Source organism: Streptomyces sp. SAI-170 (assembly GCF_049739565.1).
GTDB lineage: Bacteria > Actinomycetota > Actinomycetes > Streptomycetales > Streptomycetaceae > Streptomyces.
The window spans coordinates 6,055,530-6,072,976 of record NZ_JBMGQD010000001.1; the positions used below are offsets into that span (position 1 = coordinate 6,055,530).

Genomic DNA, 17,447 nt, shown 5'->3' on the forward strand with positions numbered 1-17,447 from the left:
TCAGCCCGGCAGGCAATCCTCACACGATCGGATGAATGGGCGTCGAAGAGTGTGGTCACCTGCTCACGCTCCGCTACATTCACGCCGTTCACAAGGCCATAAGGGCTGCTCACAGGCAATTCCAGGCACTTCGGAACGCCCGGAAGGCAGGAGACCGCACCGCACATGACGGATCGCCCCGCGCAGCGCACCCCCAACCGTCAGCTCGCCGCCCTGATCGCAGAAGCGGGGTTCTCCAACGCAGGTCTCGCCCGCCGTGTGGACCAGCTCGGCATGGAGCACGGGCTCGATCTCAGATACGACAAGACGTCCGTGACCCGATGGCTGCGCGGACAGCAGCCGCGCGGCACCACCCCCGCCCTGATCGCCGAGGTCTTCACCCGTCGCCTCGGCCGCCGCCTCACCGCCCAGGACCTCGGCCTGGACGCCTGCGCCCCCGTCTACGCCGGCCTGGAGTACGCCGGCAGCCCCGAGGAGGCCGTCGACATCGTCAGCGGCCTGTGGCGCAAGGACTCCGGCAGCCACGCCGAACTGCGCAAGATCGCCTTCACCCCGGCGGGACTCGTCGTCCCCAGCCGGGACTGGCTGATCGGGCGGCCCGACGACTCCGTCACCCGAGGTGAGCAGCCCGCCCGGGTGCCCGCCCAGGGCCGTCCCGCCGTACCGCGCCAGCGCGGCCAGAGCGAGCGTGGCCCCGGCCAGAAGGTCACCGCGGGCGACGTCGCCGCCCTGCGCTCGGTGGGCGACCTGTTCCGCACCCTGGACGACATGTACGGCGGCGGCCACGCCCGCCAGGCCCTGGTGCGCTACCTGGAGCACGAGTGCGAGCCGATGCTGCGCGGCACCTACGGCGAGCAGACCGGCCGCCGCCTGTTCGCCGCGGCCGCGGATCTCACCCGGCTCGCCGGCTGGACGTCGTACGACATCGCCGCGCACGGCCTCGCCCAGCGCTACTTCGTCCAGGCGCTGCGGCTCGCGCAGGCCGCGGCGGACCGGGCGTACGGGTCGTACGTGCTGGTCACCATGAGCCGTCAGGCCGTCTACCTCGGACACGGGCGCGAGGCCGTGCAGCTCGCCCGGGTCGCCCAGCAGGGCGTCGGCGGGTCGGCTCCGCCGGTCGTGCAGGCACTGCTGCACGCGGCCGAGGCGCGCGGGCACGGGGTGCTGGGGGAGGTCCGGGCCTGTACGGCGGCCCTGGTGCGGGCCGAGCGCGCGCTGGAGGCGGCCCGGCCCGGGGACGAGACTCCGTACTGGGCGCGGTCATTCGACGAGGCGCAGCTCGCCGACGAGTTCGGGCACGCGCACCGGGATCTTCAGCTGTTCCGGACGGCCGCGCAGCATGCGGAGAAGTCGTTGCAGATGCGGGGGGCCGGGTTCGCCCGGAGCCGGTTGTTCTGCCGGGTGGTGCTGGCTACGGCTCGGCTGGGGTTGGGGGAGCTGGATCAGGCCTGTGCGTTGGCCGCGGAGGCCGCCCGGGCAGGCGGTGGAGATGCGGTCGGTTCGGGCGGTGGAGTACATCAGGGACTTCGAGCGGCGGTTGGAGCCGTACAAGGACGCTGCGCCGGTCAGGGGGTATCGCGAGAAGGTCGCGGCGTTGCAGTAGGTTCCGCCGTGGGTCCGACCGTTGTGTTCCGTCTTGCCGTTCGTTGTGGCTGGTCGCGCAGTTCCCCGCGCCCCTGAGGGCGTTCAGGCGGCCCGCGTTGTGAGCATCGGGTCCTCCTGGTGCGTCGAAGGCGTCAGGCCCAGGTCCGTCAGGAGGGCCTGGGACGCCCTGTGGCCCGAGTGGAGGGCTCCCTGGACTGTGCTGGTGTCGCGGTGGTCGCCGCAGACGTAGAGGCCGGCCAGGAGGCGGACGGGGCGGTGGAGGTCGTGGGGTGGGCGCATGGCCGGGACCGCCTCGGGGGTGTGGTGGACGGCGAGGGTCTCCCAGCGGGCGGTGGAGGTGCCGTAGAGGCGGGAGAGGTGCGTACGGACGGCCGTGTCGAGGTCGGGGGGCGGGGTGCCGAGGACCGTCGAGGAGATCAGGGCCCGGCCCGCCGGGGCCCTGGTGGGGTCGAGGTCGCTCATCAGGGCCGTGTGGGAGACGGGGCCTCCGCGGTCGGCGTCCAGGACGAGAGAGGCACCGGTCGTGGGCGGCACGTCCGTGGTGTGGTGGATCACCGTCACCGGGTGGAAGTCCGGCACGCGCAGGCCGGGCAGCAGGTCGGCGGCCGTACGGGCGTCGGTGGCGAGCAGGACCGCGCGGCAGCGGAACTCGCCGTGCTCGGCCGTGCCGACCGAGGTCGTGGAGACGGAGGTGACCTGGACGCCGGTGTGCAGGGTGCCCGGCGGCAGGGTGCGCGCCAGCAGCTCCGGCAGCACCTCCGCGCCGCCCTCCGGCACGCACAGCCGCCCCGCGGCGAAGGCGCGCAGCGCGAGGTCGGCGCACCGGCTGGACGTGGTCAGGTCCGGGTCGCACAGCAGCGCGGCGAGCAGCGGGCGCAGGAAGCCGTCGATCGTGCGGGCGGGCAGGCCGCGGGCGGTGAGGGCCTGTGCGGCGGGCAGCTCGGGGCGTGCCAGGAGGCGTTCGACCGGGGTCGCGGCGAGCCGGGCGAGGGCCGTGCCCAGCCGGGCCTGGTCGACGGCGGTGCCGACCGGCTTGCCGGGCTGCTGCGGCCGAGGGGCGCTCGCGAAGGCGCGCACTGCGTGAAGTGCGCCCCTCGCGCTCCCTCGGTGGACCTGGGCGCCGACGCGGTGCCGGCGTCCGTCGCTGTGTATCAGGACGCCCGGCTCGAAGCGGCGCAGGGCGAGTGCGCCGAGGCCCGGGGTCGCGCCCAGTTCGGGATACGCCGTGGACAGCAGTTGCCCGATCCGGTCGAGCCGGAAGCCGTCGACCTTCTCGGTCGACATGCGGCCGCCGGGACAGGGGGCGGCTTCCAGGACGGCGGTGGTGACTCCTGCGCTGGTCAGCCTCTGTGCGGCGGCGAGACCGGCGACCCCGGCTCCCACCACGACGACGTCCGCCTGATACGCGGGCTGAAGCACGTGCCCCTCCTCGAGGTTGAGGTTGCGCGGCCGGTGGAGACCTCATGCCCCCAATGGACTCCGGGGATACCCGAGTTCTGGTCGAGGTTAGGGCCGCGGCCGATCGGAGGCAGTCGCGCATGGGCAGGGCACGGTCGCACGGCGGTCGCACATGGGCGTCAACCGCCGCTTCCCGAAGGCGCCTTCCGGTCGCGTCCTCAGTCGAGCGCGGCCCGGATCGTGTCCTCGATCCCCGGAAAGGCGAACACGAACCCCGACTCCAGCAGCCGCATCGGCAGCACACGGGTGCTGCCCAGCACCTCACCGGCCATGTCACCGAGGACGGTCCGCAACACCGGCGCGGGCACGGCGAGTACGGCGGGGCGGTGCAGCACACGGCCCATCGCCGCGGTGATCTCACGGTTCGTCAGCGGCTCGGGCGCGGTCACGTTGAACGGCCCCGACAGGTCGTCGCGGTCGAGCAGATGCCGGATCGCGGCGACCTCGTCGTGCAGCGAGACGTACGACCAGTACTGCCCGCCGTCCCCGAACCGTGTCCCCAACCCCGCCTTGAACAGAGGGAACAGCCGCCCCCACGCCCCGCCGCCGCGGGCCACCACCAGCCCGGTGCGCACGAACGCCGTGCGGACCCCGGCCTCCTGCGCGGGCGCCGCCGCGGCCTCCCACTCCACGCACACCGACGGCAGGAAGCCCTCCCCGGCGGGCGCGTCCTCGTCGACCGCGCGCTGCCCGGTGTCGCCGTAGTAGCCGACCGCGCTGCCGTTCACGAAGACCCGCGGGCGCGGCTCCAGCGCGGCGATCGCCCGGGCCAGGGCGAGGGTGCCCAGCACCCGGCTGGCGCGGATCTCCTCCTTGTAGGCGCGCGTCCACGGCCGGTTGCCGACGCCCGCTCCCGCGAGGTTCACCACCGCGTCGCACTCGGGCAGATCCACCCGGCCGCCCCGCGGGTCCCAGCGGATCTCGTCCGCCGCCCCCGGCTCCCGCCGCACCAGCCGCACCACCTCGTGCCCGTCCGCCCTCAACGACCGCACCAGGGCCCGCCCGATGAGCCCCGACGCCCCGGCCACCACGATTCGCGCATGCTCCATCCCCCCATCCTGCCGGGTGCACCCTGCACATCCGGGCCGGGCCTGCCGTCCGCGCCCCGGATAATCCCGGACCCGCCCCGGCACGTCGCCGTACAGTGGCGGGCATGCCGGATCCGCAGATACGCATACGCGTCGCGACGTACGCCGACGAGCCCGCGTTGAGCCGCCTCGACCATGTGACCTGGTCCTACGGGCACGCGGTGACCCCGCGGCCGGGGCTCGACGAGCCGTTCTTCCGGGAGACGGCGGGGCCGGGGGACCATCTGGTCGCCGAGCTCGACGGACGGCTGGTGGGGTACGTCCGGCTCGGCTTTCCCACGCCGCTGCCGTCCAACGCCCATGTCCGCCAGATCCGCGGCCTCGCCGTGGACGACACGGCGCGCGGCAAGGGAGTCGGCCGGGCACTGGTCCGCGCCGCGGTCGAGCGGGCACGAGCCCTGGGTGCCCGCCGCCTCACCCTGCGGGTCCTCGGCCACAACACCGCCGCCCGCGCCCTGTACGAGGCCGAGGGCTTCGCCGTGGAGGGCGTACAGCCGGAGGAGTTCCTCCTGGACGGGGCGTACGTGGACGACGTACTGATGGGGCAGCGGCTGGTCTGAGACCCCGTGACGCGACGAGGCGCCCGCGCGGGACGAGGCGGCCGTCCCGGTCGGGGCCACCGCGCTCGTTCGGGGCGGCGTGAGGGACGGATCGGCGTGCCGGACAAGCTGACCGGGCCGACATGGGGGTCGCGCCGCACGACGTGACCGCGCCGGATGAGGCGATCGCGCTCCCCGCGGCGCCGGCGCCCGAGGAGGCGGCCCGCCCCAGGAGCGGTCCGGCCTCACCTCGTGATGGCGCTGGACGAGGCGATCGCCCCCCGGGCGGCGCCCTCGCCCTAGGAAGCGGCGTGCCTCACCTCGTGACCGTCCCCTACGACGTGACCAGCTCGCCCGTGTCCACCTGAGCCGTCGCGTCCTCGCCGCGGTCCGCCTCGGGGGCGACCTCGTCGGCGGTCAGGACGTAGGCCGTGTCGTCGTCCGAGGTCGAGCGGGCGAAGACGACGCCGAAGACGCGGCCGTCGGGGGTCAGCAGGGGGCCGCCGGAGTTGCCGGGGCGGACCGTGCAGTGGATGGCGTAGACGTCGCGGGTGACCGCCTCGTCGCTGTAGATGTCCTGCCCGGTCGCGCGGACCCGGTCCGCGATCGTGGCCGTCTGCAGTTCGAGGCCGCCGTCCTGCGGATACCCGGCCACCACGGCCGCCTCCCCGCGCTCGGCGTCGTCGTCGAAGCGCAGGACCGGCGCCCGCAGTCCCGGCACGTACAGCACGGCCACGTCCTTGTCCGGGTCGAAGAGCACCACGCGCGCCCCGTACGGCCGTCCGAGCCCGCCGACCCGCACGCTCGGCGCGTCGATGCCGGCCACCACATGGGCGTTGGTCAGCACATGCTCCGGCGCGTACACGAACCCGCTGCCTTCGAGGCCCTGGTTGCCGGAGGCGCCCTCGATCTTGACGCTGCTGCGCTGGGCGGCCCGGGTCGCCGCGGGGGTGACGGTGTCGCCGGAGGGCCCGGCCACCTCGGCCGAGGACACCTGCGGGAAGCCCGCCGCCGGCGCCTGCTGCACGGTCGGCGGGGGCGCCGCGGCCGCGGCCGGCACGCCCGCCGCGGCCCACGCCACGATCAGCGCCGCCAGCGACCTCGCCACCGCCCGGGCGGCGCCGTCCGCCGCTCTCAGCGGACCCCGGCCCGTCCCGGTCCGCCGCCCCGGCCCACGGCCCGCCACCGCCGGGACCAGGATCGGCGGCAGCAGAAGGATGACGAGCAGGTCCACACGCGTCGCCTTTCTCTCGGACGCCCCTCGGCACGGGCCCGATGATCAGCCGTGTACCCCGGAAAACGTCCCCGACCGGGACGAACGTTCCTCCGGCTGGCAGAGCACACATCGCGGACGGAAGAGAACGGACCGACAGTGGGTCCATGCGTGTCGAGCGACTGGCCCACCGCGCGCGAGCCGCGGCCCGCCGCTGTGCCGCCGTGCCGATCCCCGGCCCCGCCCTGCCGGTGCTGGGCGCGCTGCCCGGGCTGGCCGCCGCCGTGGCGCTGGCGCTGTGCGCGGCCGGGGTGGAGCGGCCGGCCGCCGTGCGGGCCGCCTCCCGCCCCGTCTCGGGTGTGCACGCCGCGCCCCGGCCCACGATCGTGCCCCGCTCGGCCTGGCTGACCGACGGCACCGCCCCCGCCAGCCCCCCGCCGCCGCGCTACGACGACCGGGTCGTCGCCGTCTTCGTGCACCACACCGACTCGCCCAACGCCTACGACTGCGCCGAGACGCCCCGCATCATCCGCTACCTCTACGCCGGCCAGACCGGCGCCCGGGACTGGGACGACATCGGCTACAACTTCCTCGTCGACCGCTGCGGCATCATCTACGAGGGCCGCGCGGGCGGCGTCGAGCGGGCCGTCACCGGCGCCCACACCCAGGGCTTCAACCACCGCACCGCCGGCATCGCCGCGATCGGCACCTTCACCGAGGGAACGCCGGTGCCGCGCGTGATGAGCGACGCGATCGCGGCACTGGCCGCCTGGAAACTGGGCCTGTCGGACACCGACCCGCGGGCGCGGGTCCGCCTGGTCTCCAGCAACAGCCGCAGCCGCTTCAGCGCGGGCACCGCCGCCGCACTGCCCGCCCTCGCGGCCCACAAGGACGCCTTCATGACCAGCTGCCCCGGGGCGTCCCTCAGCGCCCTGCTGCCGGAGATCCGCCGACTGGCGGCCCGCCTGCAGGGCCGGGCCTAGCTGTGTCTAACCCCTGAACCGCTCCCACAGCCGTGGATAGCGGGCCGCCAGCTCCCCGTCGTCCTCGAAGTCCAGCGCCGTGCCCTCCGGCTCCGAGGGCGCGGGCGGGATGCCGAGGTCGGGGGCGACGGTGCCGGTGAGCTGTTCGTAGGCCTCGTCGGCGGCGTAGCCGAGTTCCTCGCCGTCGCCGTCGATCTCCTCGTCGAAGTCCTTCAGCAGGTCGGCGAGCGCGTCCGGGTCGTGCAGCGCGCCCTCGAACACCTCGCGGCCCTGCCCGATCAGCCAGCAGCGGAAGAAGTCGAAGGCGTCGTCGCTGGCCCCGTCGAGCAGCACCCATGCGGCGCCCCACAGGTCCCAGTGGTAGGCGCGGTTGTAGCGGGCCTCGAAGTGCCGGGCGAAGTCGAGCACGGACTCGGGATCGAGGGCGGTGAGCCGCTCCACCAGCAGGTCGGCCTGGTCCTCGGGGTCGCCCTCGGCGGCCTCGCGGGTGCTGTCCACCAGCTCCCAGAACTCCGTCTCGTCCATCACGGGTCCAGCATCGTCCCTCGGCCGGGGGCACGCACCCCGAAGCCCCGCATCAGACCCGCCCGTACAGCTGTGCCAGCCGCAGCGCGCGCTCCGCGAACCGGGCCCGCAGCGGCTCGGGCGCCAGCACCTCGGCCTCCGGCCCCAGCGCGGTGAGCTGGGTGAGGGCGACCTCCTCCGACTCCACCCGCAGGGTCAGGACGACCCACCCCTCGGCGTCCGGCTCGCCCGCCTCCGCCCGTGCGTCCCGCGCGGCCACCGGGTCGACCGCGTGCGGCAGCAGCCGCAGCCCCTCCGGCGACACCCGCACCACCACCTCGGCCCGCAGCAGCGACCGCGCGAACCGCTCGGCCTGCGCCGCCCAGAACCCCGGCAGATCGAAGTCCTCGTCCCTGCGGAACCGCTCCTGAAGCGGCTCGACCCCGGCGAACCGGTCGATCCGGTACGTCCGGAAGGCACCCTCCGGGACCACCCGCGCGCACAGGTACCAGACCCCCGCCTTCAGCACGAGCCCGTACGGCTCCAGCACCCGCGCGGCCTCCTCCTGCCCGCGCCGGTAGCGCCCGGCCAGCACCCGGTCGTCCCACACCGCCTCCGCGACCGCGGGCAGCAGCTCGGGCGTCTCCGGCTCCCGGAACCAGCCCGGCGCGTCCAGATGGAACCGCTGCGCCGCCGTACGCGACGCGTCCCGCAGGGACGGCAGCAACGCCGCCGACACCTTCAGCCGCGCCGCCGACGCCGCGTCCTCCAGACCCATCTCCCGCAGCGCCCCCGGCACCCCCGACAGGAACAGCGCCTCCGCCTCACCGCGCGCCAGCCCCGTCAGCCGGGTGCGGTAGCCGCCGATCAGCCGGTACCCGCCGGCCCGACCCCGGTCGGCGTACACCGGCACCCCGGCCTCCGACAGCGCCTGCGCGTCCCGTGTGACCGTCCGCTCCGACACCTCCAGCTCCCGCGCCAGCTCGGCGGCGGTCATGGAGGGCCGGGACTGGAGGAGAAGCACCATCTTGATCAGCCGGGCTGCGCGCATACGGCCATCATGCAAGGAGGCCCCCGCCGAAGCGGAGGCCTCCCGAAAAGCGAGCGGTCCTTACAGGCCGTACTTCTCCCGCGCTTCCTTCACCGCGGTCGCCTTGACCTCGCCGCGCCGGGCGAGCTGGGCCAGGGCCGCGACGACGATCGACTCGGCGTCGACACCGAAGTGGCGGCGGGCGGCCTCGCGGGTGTCGGAGAGGCCGAAGCCGTCGGCACCGAGCGAGGAGTAGTCCTGCTCGACCCACTGGGCGATCTGGTCCGGGACCTGGCGCATGTAGTCGGAGACCGCCAGCACCGGGCCCTCGGCGCCCTGGAGCGCCTGGCGGACGTACGGCACGCGCTCCTCGCCGCGCAGCAGGGCCGCGTCGGCCTCCAGCGCGTCACGGCGCAGCTCGGTCCAGGAGGTCGCGGACCACACGTCGGCGGCCACGCCCCACTCCTCGGCGAGCATCCGCTGGGCCTTCAGCGTCCAGTGGATCGCGGTGCCCGAGCCCAGCAGCTGGATGCGCGGGGCGTTGGCAGCCGGGGACAGCTCGGCCGACTCCGCCGTGTTGAAGCGGTACAGGCCCTTGACGATGCCCTCGTCGATGCCGAGGCCCGAGGGCTTCGCCGGCTGCGGGAGCGGCTCGTTGTAGACCGTGAGGTAGTAGAAGACGTTCGGGTCCTCACCCGGGGCCGCCTCGCCGTACATGCGGCGCAGACCGTCCTTGACGATCGTGGCGACCTCGTACGCGAACGCCGGGTCGTACGTCAGCGCCGCCGGGTTCGTCGCCGCGATGACGGGGGAGTGACCGTCGGCGTGCTGCAGGCCCTCGCCCGTCAGCGTCGTACGGCCGGCGGTGGCGCCGACGAGGAAGCCGCGGCCGAGCTGGTCGCCGAGCTGCCACATCTGGTCGGCCGTGCGCTGCCAGCCGAACATCGAGTAGAAGATGTAGAACGGGATCATCGCTTCGCCGTGCGTGGAGTACGCGGTGGACGCGGCGATGAAGTCGGCCATCGAACCGGCCTCGGTGATCCCCTCGTTGAGGATCTGGCCGTTCTTGGCCTCCTTGTAGTACATCAGCTGGTCGCGGTCGACCGGCTCGTACGTCTGGCCCTTCGGCGAGTAGATGCCGAGGGACGGGAAGAGGCTCTCCATGCCGAAGGTGCGCGCCTCGTCGGGGACGATCGGCACCCAGCGCTTGCCGGTCTCCTTGTCGCGGACCAGGTCCTTGATCAGACGGACGAACGCCATGGTCGTCGCCACGTTCTGCGAGCCGGAGCCCTTGTCGAAGGACGCGAACGCCTTCTCGGCCGGGGCCGGCAGCGGCGCGACCGGGTGGACGCGGCGGGCCGGGGCCGGACCGCCGAGGGCGGCGCGGCGCTCCTGGAGGTAGCGCACCTCGGGGGAGTCGGCGCCCGGGTGGCCGTAGGGGACGACGCCGTCGACGAAGTCGCTGTCCTTGATCGGCAGCTCCAGCAGGTCGCGCATCGCCTTGAACTCGTCCACCGTCAGCTTCTTCATCTGGTGGTTGGCGTTCTTCGACGCGAAGCCCTCGCCGAGGGTGTGGCCCTTGACCGTCTGGGCCAGGATCACGGTCGGCGCGCCCTTGTGCTCGACGGCGGCCTTGTACGCGGCGTACACCTTGCGCGGCTCGTGACCACCGCGGGACAGGTGGAAGATCTCCAGGATCTTGTCGTCGCTCAGCAGCTTCGACAGCTCGGCGAGCTCCGGGTCCTTGCCGAAGAAGTCCTGGCGGATGTAGGCGGCGTCGCGGGTCTGGTACGTCTGGACCTGCGCGTCGGGTACCTCGCGCAGACGGCGTACGAGCGCGCCGTTGGTGTCGAGCCGGAACAGCTCGTCCCAGGCGGAGCCCCACAGCGTCTTGATGACGTTCCAGCCGGCGCCGCGGAACTGGGCCTCCAGCTCCTGCACGATCTTGAAGTTGGCGCGGACCGGACCGTCGAGGCGCTGCAGGTTGCAGTTGATGACGAAGGTCAGGTTGTCCAGCTGTTCACGCGCGGCGAGCGCGAGGGCCGCCGTCGACTCCGGCTCGTCCATCTCGCCGTCGCCGAGGAACGCCCACACGTGCGAGGCGGAGACGTCCTTGATGCCGCGGTTGGTGAGGTAGCGGTTGAAGCGCGCCTGGTAGATCGCCGACAGCGGGCCGAGGCCCATGGACACCGTCGGGAACTCCCACAGCCAGGGCAGGCGCCGCGGGTGCGGGTAGGACGGCAGGCCGTTGCCGCCGGACTCCTGGCGGAAGTTGTCCAGGTGGGCCTCGGTCAGGCGGCCGTCCAGGAAGGCGCGGGCGTAGATGCCGGGGGAGGCGTGGCCCTGGATGTAGAGCTGGTCGCCCGAGCCGTCGGCCTCCTTGCCCTTGAAGAAGTGGTTGAACCCGGTCTCGTACAGCCAGGCGGCCGAGGCGAAGGTGGCGATGTGGCCGCCGACGCCGTACTTGCTGCCACGGGTGACCATCGCGGCCGCGTTCCAGCGGTTCCACGCGGTGATCCGGGCCTCCATGGCCTCGTCACCGGGGACGGCCGGCTCGGCGGCGGTCGGGATGGTGTTGACGTAGTCGGTCTCGAGGAGCTTCGGCAGCGCGATGCCGGCGCCCTCGGCGCGCTCCAGTGTGCGGCGCATCAGGTACGCGGCACGGTGCGGGCCGGCCGCCTTGGCGACCGCGTCCAGCGAGGCCTGCCATTCGGCGGTCTCCTCCGGGTCGCGGTCGGGGAGCTGGTCGAGCGCGCTCGGCTGGATGGCGTTGGGGTCGGTCATGTCGCCGCCTTCCTCAGTCGAAGGGGGTTCCCTCATCTGCGTAAGGGTTCGGGGGTGCCCTAGGTCTTTGGCAGGACAGGGCGAGACTTCGGTGGAAGTCCGTCGGCGACTGTAACCCCCTGATCGATGATCGATCAAAGGGTTCCCGGCGAAAACCTCCCGATCACGAGAAAGTAGGCACGCGGTGCCTCGACCGAAGACACCGGGTGCCTTGCTTTCGAAGGCTTTTCGCAGGTGGGGCCACGTGTGAGCGAACGTTCACAGCCTCGTTTGAGCGAGGGTGCGCTCAGCCCTCGTGCCGGGGCGCGCACCCCAGCACATGCGCCTTCACCAGTTCCGCGATCCGCGGGTCCCGCCGCCTGAAGGCCTCCACCAGCTCCTGGTGCTCCTCCGCGTACGACTGCTGTACGGTGCCCAGCCAGCGGATGGACAGGGCCGTGAAGACCTCGATGCCGAGGCCTTCCCAGGTGTGCAGCAGCACCGAGTTGCCCGCGGCGCGCACCAGTTCACGGTGGAAGCCGACCGTGTGGCGGACCTGGGCCGTGCCGTCGGCCTTGCTGTCGGCCTCGTAGAGGGCGGAGACATGCGGTTCCAGGGCCGAGCAGTCCTGCGCCAGCCGGTCGGCGGCGAGCTCCGCGGCGATGGCCTCCAGGCCGGCCCGGACGGGGTAGCTCTCCTCCAGGTCGGCGGCGGTGAGGTTGCGGACGCGCACGCCCTTGTTGGGAGCCGACTCGATCAGCCGCAGCGACTCCAGCTCGCGCAGGGCCTCGCGGACGGGGGTCTGGCTGACCTCCAGCTCCGTCGCGATACGGCGCTCCACGATGCGCTCGCCCGGCTGCCAGCGCCCGCTGATGATCCCCTCCAGGATGTGCTCGCGGATCTGTTCGCGCAGCGAGTGGATGACGGGGGCGGTCATGAGGGCTCCTTAGGGGCGCGGCCGACGTTTAGACAATACGGCCAGGGCGCTTCGCTGGAGGAGCGGACGGGGACGCTTTCGCGCAGGTGAGACGAGACTTACACGGCCTGCGGCCGGGGCGGGGCGCCCAGTGACGCGGTGCCGTCCGTTGTCGGGCGGCTGCGGGTTGTCCGTGGTTGTTCGCGCAGTTCCCCGCGCCCCTGGGGGACGTCGATGCCCCCGCCCGTTTTCACGGACGGGGGCATCGGACTTCAGCCGTAGGGCGCTGCCTTACAGACCCAGCTCGACCTCGAACTCGCCGGCCTCCAGGATCGCCTTGACCGCCGTCAGGTAACGCGCGGCGTCGGCGCCGTCCACCAGGCGGTGGTCGTAGGACAGGGTCAGGTACGTCATGTCGCGGACGCCGATGACCGTGCCCTCCTCCGTCTCGATGACGGCCGGGCGCTTGACCGTGGCGCCGATGCCGAGGATCGCGACCTGGCCTGGCGGCACGATGATCGTGTCGAAGAGCGCACCGCGCGAACCGGTGTTGGAGATGGTGAAGGTCGCACCGGACAGCTCGTCCGGCGTGATCTTGTTGGCGCGGACCTTGCCCGCCAGCTCCGCCGTGGCCTTGGCGATGCCGGCGATGTTCAGGTCGCCCGCGTGCTTGATGACCGGGGTCATCAGGCCCTTCTCGGAGTCCACCGCGATACCGACGTTCTCGGTGTCGAAGTAGGTGATGGTCCCCTCGGCCTCGTTGATCTTGGCGTTGATGACCGGGTGGGCCTTCAGCGCCTGTGCGGCGGCCTTGACGAAGAACGGCATCGGGGAGAGCTTGACGCCCTCACGCGCGGCGAAGGAGTCCTTCGCCTGGGCGCGCAGTCGCATCAGCTTGGTGACGTCCACCTCGACGACCGACGACAGCTGCGCCTGCTCGTGCAGCGCCTTGACCATGTTGTCGCCGATGACCTTGCGGATGCGCGGCATCTTGACGGTCTGGCCGCGGAGGGGGGAGACCTCCAGGGCGGGCGCCTTCTTGGCGGCGGCCGGAGCAGCGGCGGCGGCCGGAGCCGGAGCGGCGGCGGCGGCCTTCGCTGCCTCGGCGGCGGCGAGGACGTCCTGCTTGCGGATACGACCGCCGACGCCGGTGCCCTTGACGGAGCCCAGGTCGACGCCGTTCTCGGCGGCGAGCTTGCGCACCAGCGGGGTGACGTAGGCACCCTCGTCGGTGGCCTGCGCGGCGGCGGGAGCCGGAGCGGCCGGGGCCGGGGTGACCGGGGCCGGGGCCGGGGCGGCGGGAGCGGCCGGAGCCTGGGCGGCCGGAGCCGGAGCCGCAGGGGCGGCCGGGGCGGCCGGGGCCGGAGCCGGGGCGGCGGGCGCGGCGGGAGCCGGAGCCGGGGCCTCGGCGGCCGGGGCCGGAGCGGCGGGAGCGGCCGGAGCCGCCGGGGCCGGAGCGGCACCCGGAGCGCCGATGACGGCGAGCTTGGCGCCGACCTCGGCGGTCTCGTCCTCGCCGACCGTGATCTCGAGCAGCACACCGGAGGCCGGGGCCGGGATCTCGGTGTCGACCTTGTCCGTGGAGACCTCGAGCAGCGGCTCGTCGGCCTCGACGGAGTCGCCGACCGACTTCAGCCAGCGGGTGACGGTGCCCTCGGTGACGGACTCACCGAGCGCGGGCAGGACCACGTCCGTGCCCTGGGCGGAGCCGGCGCCCGCGGCGGCCTCGGCGGTGGGCGCCGGAGCCGGGGCGGCCTGCTCGGTGGAGGGCTGCGCGGCCGGGGCCGGCTCGGGAGCCGGCGGGGCGTACTGCTCGGCGGCCGGGGCCGGCTGGGCCGCCGGGGCGCCGCTGCCGTCGTCGATGATCGCCAGCTCGGCGCCCACCTCGACGGTCTCGTCCTCGGCGACCTTGATGGAGGCCAGGACACCGGAGGCAGGGGCCGGGATCTCGGTGTCGACCTTGTCGGTCGACACCTCGAGCAGCGGCTCGTCGGCCTCGACGCGCTCACCCTCGGCCTTCAGCCAGCGGGTGACAGTGCCCTCGGTGACGCTCTCGCCGAGCGCCGGAAGGGTTACGGAAACCGCCATGGTTTCTGTTGCTCCTTACGAATTGCGGAAGTCTGTGTCGTCGCGCGCGAGGGCTGATCAGTCGTGCGCGTGCAGCGGCTTGCCCGCCAGTGCCAGGTGGGCCTCGCCGAGCGCCTCGTTCTGCGTCGGGTGGGCGTGGATGAGCTGGGCGACCTCGGCCGGCAGCGCCTCCCAGTTGTAGATCAGCTGGGCCTCGCCGACCTGCTCGCCCATGCGGTCGCCGACCATGTGGACGCCGACGACGGCACCGTCCTTGACCTGGACGAGCTTGATCTCGCCCGCGGTCTTCAGGATCTTGCTCTTGCCGTTGCCCGCCAGGTTGTACTTCAGAGCGACGACCTTGTCCGCGCCGTAGATCTCCTTGGCCTTGGCCTCGGTGATGCCCACGGAGGCGACCTCCGGGTGGCAGTACGTCACCCGCGGGACACCGTCGTAGTCGATCGGCACCGGCTTCAGACCGGCAAGACGCTCCGCCACCAGGATGCCCTCGGCGAAGCCGACGTGCGCGAGCTGGAGCGTGGGGACCAGGTCACCGACCGCGGAGACGGTCGGGACGTTGGTGCGCATGTACTCGTCGACCAGGACGTAGCCGCGGTCCATGGCGACGCCGGCCTCCTCGTAGCCCAGGCCCTGCGAGACCGGGCCGCGGCCGACGGCGACGAGCAGGACCTCGGCCTCGAACTCCTTGCCGTCGGCGAGGGTGACCTTGACGCCGTCGGCCGTGTACTCGGCCTTGGAGAAGAAGGTGCCCAGGTTGAACTTGATGCCGCGCTTGCGGAAGGCGCGCTCAAGAAGCTTCGAAGAGTTCTCGTCCTCGACCGGGACGAGGTGCTTCAGGCCCTCGATGACCGTCACGTCGGCGCCGAAGGACTTCCACGCCGAGGCGAACTCGACGCCGATGACACCGCCGCCGAGGATGATCGCGGACTTCGGTACGCGGTCCAGGACGAGGGCGTGGTCGGAGGAGATGATCCGGTTGCCGTCGATCTCCAGGCCCGGCAGCGACTTCGGCACGGAGCCGGTCGCCAGCAGCACGTGGCGGCCCTGGATGCGCTGACCGTTCACGTCGACGGAGGTGGGGGAGGACAGCCGGCCCTCACCCTCGATGTAGGTCACCTTGCGGGAGGCGACGAGACCCTGCAGGCCCTTGTAGAGGCCCGAGATCACGTCGTCCTTGTACTTGTGGACACCCGCGATGTCGATGCCCTCGAAGCTGGCCTTGACGCCGAACTGCTCGCTCTCGCGCGCCTGGTCGGCGATCTCGCCCGCGTGGAGCAGGGCCTTGGTGGGGATGCAACCCCGGTGCAGGCAGGTGCCGCCGACCTTGTCCTTCTCGATCAGGGCGACGTCCAGGCCCAGCTGCGCCCCGCGCAGGGCCGCGGCGTAACCACCGCTACCACCGCCGAGGATCACTAGGTCGAAAACGGTGCTGGCGTCGTTCGCCACGTCACGTCCTCCATGCATGTGCGCCACGCCGGTCTCCAGTGACCGGTCGGCGGCTGGTGTCCGGCCGCTCGTTCTTCGGCCCTTAGGTGGGGGCCCTGTCCTGCCGAGCCCCATCTTCGCACTAGTCAGTGCTTGACGAGACGCGGGGCCGGTGTGTGAGACGTCCCACTGCTGAGATCGACGTGGCGGGCAGCGCCCTCAGGGGCGCGGGGAACTGCGCGCCCAGCCACATACGGTCCGCAGTCGCGATACGACAGACGGAACCGAGTGACTGGGCGCACAATGGCTCAGCCCAGGTCGCCGGAGGCGGTCAGCTCCGCGACCCGCACCAGCGTCCGCACCGCGGACCCGGTGCCACCCTTCGGCGTGTACCCGAACGGCGCAGCCTCGTTGAACGCGGGACCGGCGATGTCGATGTGGGCCCAGGTGATGCCCTCGCCCACGAACTCGCGCAGGAAGAGACCGGCGACGAGCCCGCCACCCATGCGCTCGCCCATGTTCGCGATGTCGGCGACCGGCGAGTCCATGCCCTTGCGCAGGTGCTCCGGCAGCGGCATCGGCCAGGACTCCTCGCCGACCTCCTCCGCCGCCTCCACCACCGCGGAGCGGAACGCGTCGTCGTTGGCCATGACACCGAACGTCCGGTTGCCCAGCGCCAGCACCATCGCCCCGGTCAGCGTCGCCACGTCCACGATCGCGTCCGGCTTCTCCGCGGAGGCCGCCCACAGCGCGTCCGCGAGGACCAGCCGGCCCTCGGCGTCGGTGTTGAGCACCTCGACCGTCTTGCCGCTGTACATGCGCAGCACGTCACCGGGGCGGGTCGCGGAACCCGACGGCATGTTCTCGGCGAGCGCCAGCCACGCGGTGACGTTCACCTCCAGGCCGAGGCGCGCGACGGCGACCACGGCCGCGAAGACCGCCGCCGCACCGCTCATGTCGCACTTCATGGTCTCGTTGTGACCGGCCGGCTTCAGCGAGATGCCGCCCGAGTCGTAGGTGATGCCCTTGCCGACCAGCGCGAGGTGCTTCTTCGCCTTGGCGGAGGTGTAGGACAGCTTCACCAGGCGCGGAGCGGCCGCCGAGCCCGCGCCGACGCCGAGGATGCCGCCGTAGCCGCCCTTGACGAGCGCCTTCTCGTCGAGCACCTGCACCTTGAGGCCGTGCTCCTTGCCCGCGGTCTGCGCGATCGCGGCGAAGGCCTCCGGGTCGAGGTCGTTCGGCGGCATGTTGATCAGGTCGCGGGCGCGGTTGAGCTCCTCGGCGACCGCGACGGCACGCTCGACCGCGGCCTTCTGGGCCTTGTCGCGCGGCTTGCCGCCCAGCAGGGCGATCTCGGCGAGGGGAGCCTTGCCGTTCTTCGCGTTCTTGCCGTTCTCCTTGTACGCGTCGAAGGAGTAGGCGCCCAGCAGCGCGCCCTCCGCGATCGCGCCCGCGTCGCCGGAGTCGGCGAGCGGCAGGGCGAAGCCGGCCTTCTTGGTGCCGGTGAGGGCACGGGCGGCCGCACCGGCGGCGCGGCGCAGCGCCTCGGCGTCGAACTCGCCGTCCTTCTCCGGCGCGGCGCCCAGGCCCACCGCCACCAGGAGCGGCGTCTTGAAGCCGGCCGGCGCGGGCAGCTTGGTCACCTCGCCCTCGGCACCGGAGGCGCCGAGGGTCTCCAGAACGCCGGCGAGCTTGCCGTCGTAGGCCGCGTCCACGGCTTCGGCGCCCGGCGCGACGACAGGGCCCTTGGCGGCCTTGGCGACACCGATCACGATCGCGTCGGCCCTCAGATTGGGTGCCGCGGACGTGCTGAGAGTGAGAGCAGTCACGGTGGT

The 17,447-nt window shown here is 72.9% G+C and carries 12 protein-coding genes and 1 pseudogene; 3 read left to right on the plus strand and 10 right to left on the minus strand.

Annotation, left to right across the window (positions count from 1 at the left end; all coding sequences use genetic code 11):
- Nucleotides 1–165: 165 nt before the first annotated feature.
- A pseudogene (locus RKD23_RS27230) lies at nt 166–1,603 on the plus strand (regulator).
- Between the two features lie 83 nt (nt 1,604–1,686).
- On the opposite strand, the gene RKD23_RS27235 reads toward RKD23_RS27230, so the two are convergent.
- Both RKD23_RS27235 and RKD23_RS27240 read right to left on the minus strand, forming a co-directional pair.
- Nucleotides 1,687–3,024 carry an NAD(P)/FAD-dependent oxidoreductase gene (locus RKD23_RS27235; RefSeq protein WP_424856075.1) on the minus strand — a complete coding sequence of 446 codons (1,338 nt, stop codon included), beginning with the start codon at nt 3,022–3,024 and terminating at the stop codon, nt 1,687–1,689.
- A 197-nt stretch (nt 3,025–3,221) separates the two neighbouring features.
- Entirely contained in the window at nt 3,222–4,112 is an 891-nt protein-coding gene (locus RKD23_RS27240; RefSeq protein WP_424856076.1) for a TIGR01777 family oxidoreductase, read from the minus strand.
- A gap of 104 nt (nt 4,113–4,216) precedes the next feature.
- Between RKD23_RS27240 and RKD23_RS27245 the strand changes: the two genes are divergently transcribed.
- Nucleotides 4,217–4,711 carry an N-acetyltransferase family protein gene (locus RKD23_RS27245; RefSeq protein WP_424856077.1) on the plus strand — a complete coding sequence of 165 codons (495 nt, stop codon included), beginning with the start codon at nt 4,217–4,219 and terminating at the stop codon, nt 4,709–4,711.
- Nucleotides 4,712–5,024: 313 nt separating this feature from the next.
- Here RKD23_RS27245 and RKD23_RS27250 read toward each other — a convergent pair whose 3' ends face one another.
- The gene (locus RKD23_RS27250; protein ID WP_424856078.1) at nt 5,025–5,924 is read right to left on the minus strand and encodes a MarP family serine protease; all 900 of its coding nucleotides are present in this window, start codon (nt 5,922–5,924) and stop codon (nt 5,025–5,027) included.
- Nucleotides 5,925–6,070: 146 nt separating this feature from the next.
- On the opposite strand from RKD23_RS27250, the gene RKD23_RS27255 reads away from it, so the two are divergent.
- Nucleotides 6,071–6,886 carry a peptidoglycan recognition protein family protein gene (locus RKD23_RS27255; RefSeq protein ID WP_424856079.1) on the plus strand — a complete coding sequence of 272 codons (816 nt, stop codon included), beginning with the start codon at nt 6,071–6,073 and terminating at the stop codon, nt 6,884–6,886.
- A 6-nt stretch (nt 6,887–6,892) separates the two neighbouring features.
- Here the strand turns inward: RKD23_RS27255 and RKD23_RS27260 are convergent, their stop codons facing one another.
- From RKD23_RS27260 to RKD23_RS27290, 7 genes are all read right to left on the minus strand, one after another.
- Nucleotides 6,893–7,411 (minus strand): DUF4240 domain-containing protein, encoded by a 519-nt coding sequence (locus tag RKD23_RS27260; protein ID WP_404036363.1) that lies wholly within the window; start codon nt 7,409–7,411, stop codon nt 6,893–6,895.
- 52 nt (nt 7,412–7,463) lie between these two features.
- Nucleotides 7,464–8,441 (minus strand): helix-turn-helix transcriptional regulator, encoded by a 978-nt coding sequence (locus tag RKD23_RS27265; protein WP_424856080.1) that lies wholly within the window; start codon nt 8,439–8,441, stop codon nt 7,464–7,466.
- Nucleotides 8,442–8,501: 60 nt separating this feature from the next.
- Nucleotides 8,502–11,204 (minus strand): pyruvate dehydrogenase (acetyl-transferring), homodimeric type, encoded by a 2,703-nt coding sequence (gene aceE, locus RKD23_RS27270; protein ID WP_424856081.1) that lies wholly within the window; start codon nt 11,202–11,204, stop codon nt 8,502–8,504.
- A gap of 286 nt (nt 11,205–11,490) precedes the next feature.
- Complete coding sequence (locus RKD23_RS27275; protein ID WP_424856082.1) at nt 11,491–12,120, minus strand: GntR family transcriptional regulator; 630 nt, start codon at nt 12,118–12,120, stop codon at nt 11,491–11,493.
- 270 nt (nt 12,121–12,390) lie between these two features.
- Nucleotides 12,391–14,187 (minus strand): 2-oxoglutarate dehydrogenase, E2 component, dihydrolipoamide succinyltransferase, encoded by a 1,797-nt coding sequence (sucB, locus tag RKD23_RS27280; RefSeq protein WP_424856083.1) that lies wholly within the window; start codon nt 14,185–14,187, stop codon nt 12,391–12,393.
- A gap of 57 nt (nt 14,188–14,244) precedes the next feature.
- Nucleotides 14,245–15,633, minus strand: a complete 1,389-nt coding sequence (gene lpdA, locus RKD23_RS27285) for a dihydrolipoyl dehydrogenase (RefSeq protein ID WP_424856084.1) — start codon at nt 15,631–15,633, stop codon at nt 14,245–14,247.
- A 287-nt stretch (nt 15,634–15,920) separates the two neighbouring features.
- Nucleotides 15,921–17,441, minus strand: a complete 1,521-nt coding sequence (locus tag RKD23_RS27290; RefSeq protein ID WP_424856085.1) for a leucyl aminopeptidase — start codon at nt 17,439–17,441, stop codon at nt 15,921–15,923.
- Between the last annotated feature and the right edge of the window lie 6 nt (nt 17,442–17,447).

Bases quoted from the DNA above. Each gene is read 5' to 3' on its own strand.
- aceE (WP_424856081.1), bottom strand. From the start codon at position 11,204: ATGACCGACCCCAACGCCATCCAGCCGAGCGCGCTCGACCAGCTCCCC.
- RKD23_RS27275 (WP_424856082.1), bottom strand. From the start codon at position 12,120: ATGACCGCCCCCGTCATCCACTCGCTGCGCGAACAGATCCGCGAGCAC.
- sucB (WP_424856083.1), bottom strand. From the start codon at position 14,187: ATGGCGGTTTCCGTAACCCTTCCGGCGCTCGGCGAGAGCGTCACCGAG.
- RKD23_RS27265 (WP_424856080.1), bottom strand. From the start codon at position 8,441: ATGCGCGCAGCCCGGCTGATCAAGATGGTGCTTCTCCTCCAGTCCCGG.
- RKD23_RS27255 (WP_424856079.1), top strand. From the start codon at position 6,071: ATGCGTGTCGAGCGACTGGCCCACCGCGCGCGAGCCGCGGCCCGCCGC.
- RKD23_RS27245 (WP_424856077.1), top strand. From the start codon at position 4,217: ATGCCGGATCCGCAGATACGCATACGCGTCGCGACGTACGCCGACGAG.
- RKD23_RS27260 (WP_404036363.1), bottom strand. From the start codon at position 7,411: ATGGACGAGACGGAGTTCTGGGAGCTGGTGGACAGCACCCGCGAGGCC.
- RKD23_RS27240 (WP_424856076.1), bottom strand. From the start codon at position 4,112: ATGGAGCATGCGCGAATCGTGGTGGCCGGGGCGTCGGGGCTCATCGGG.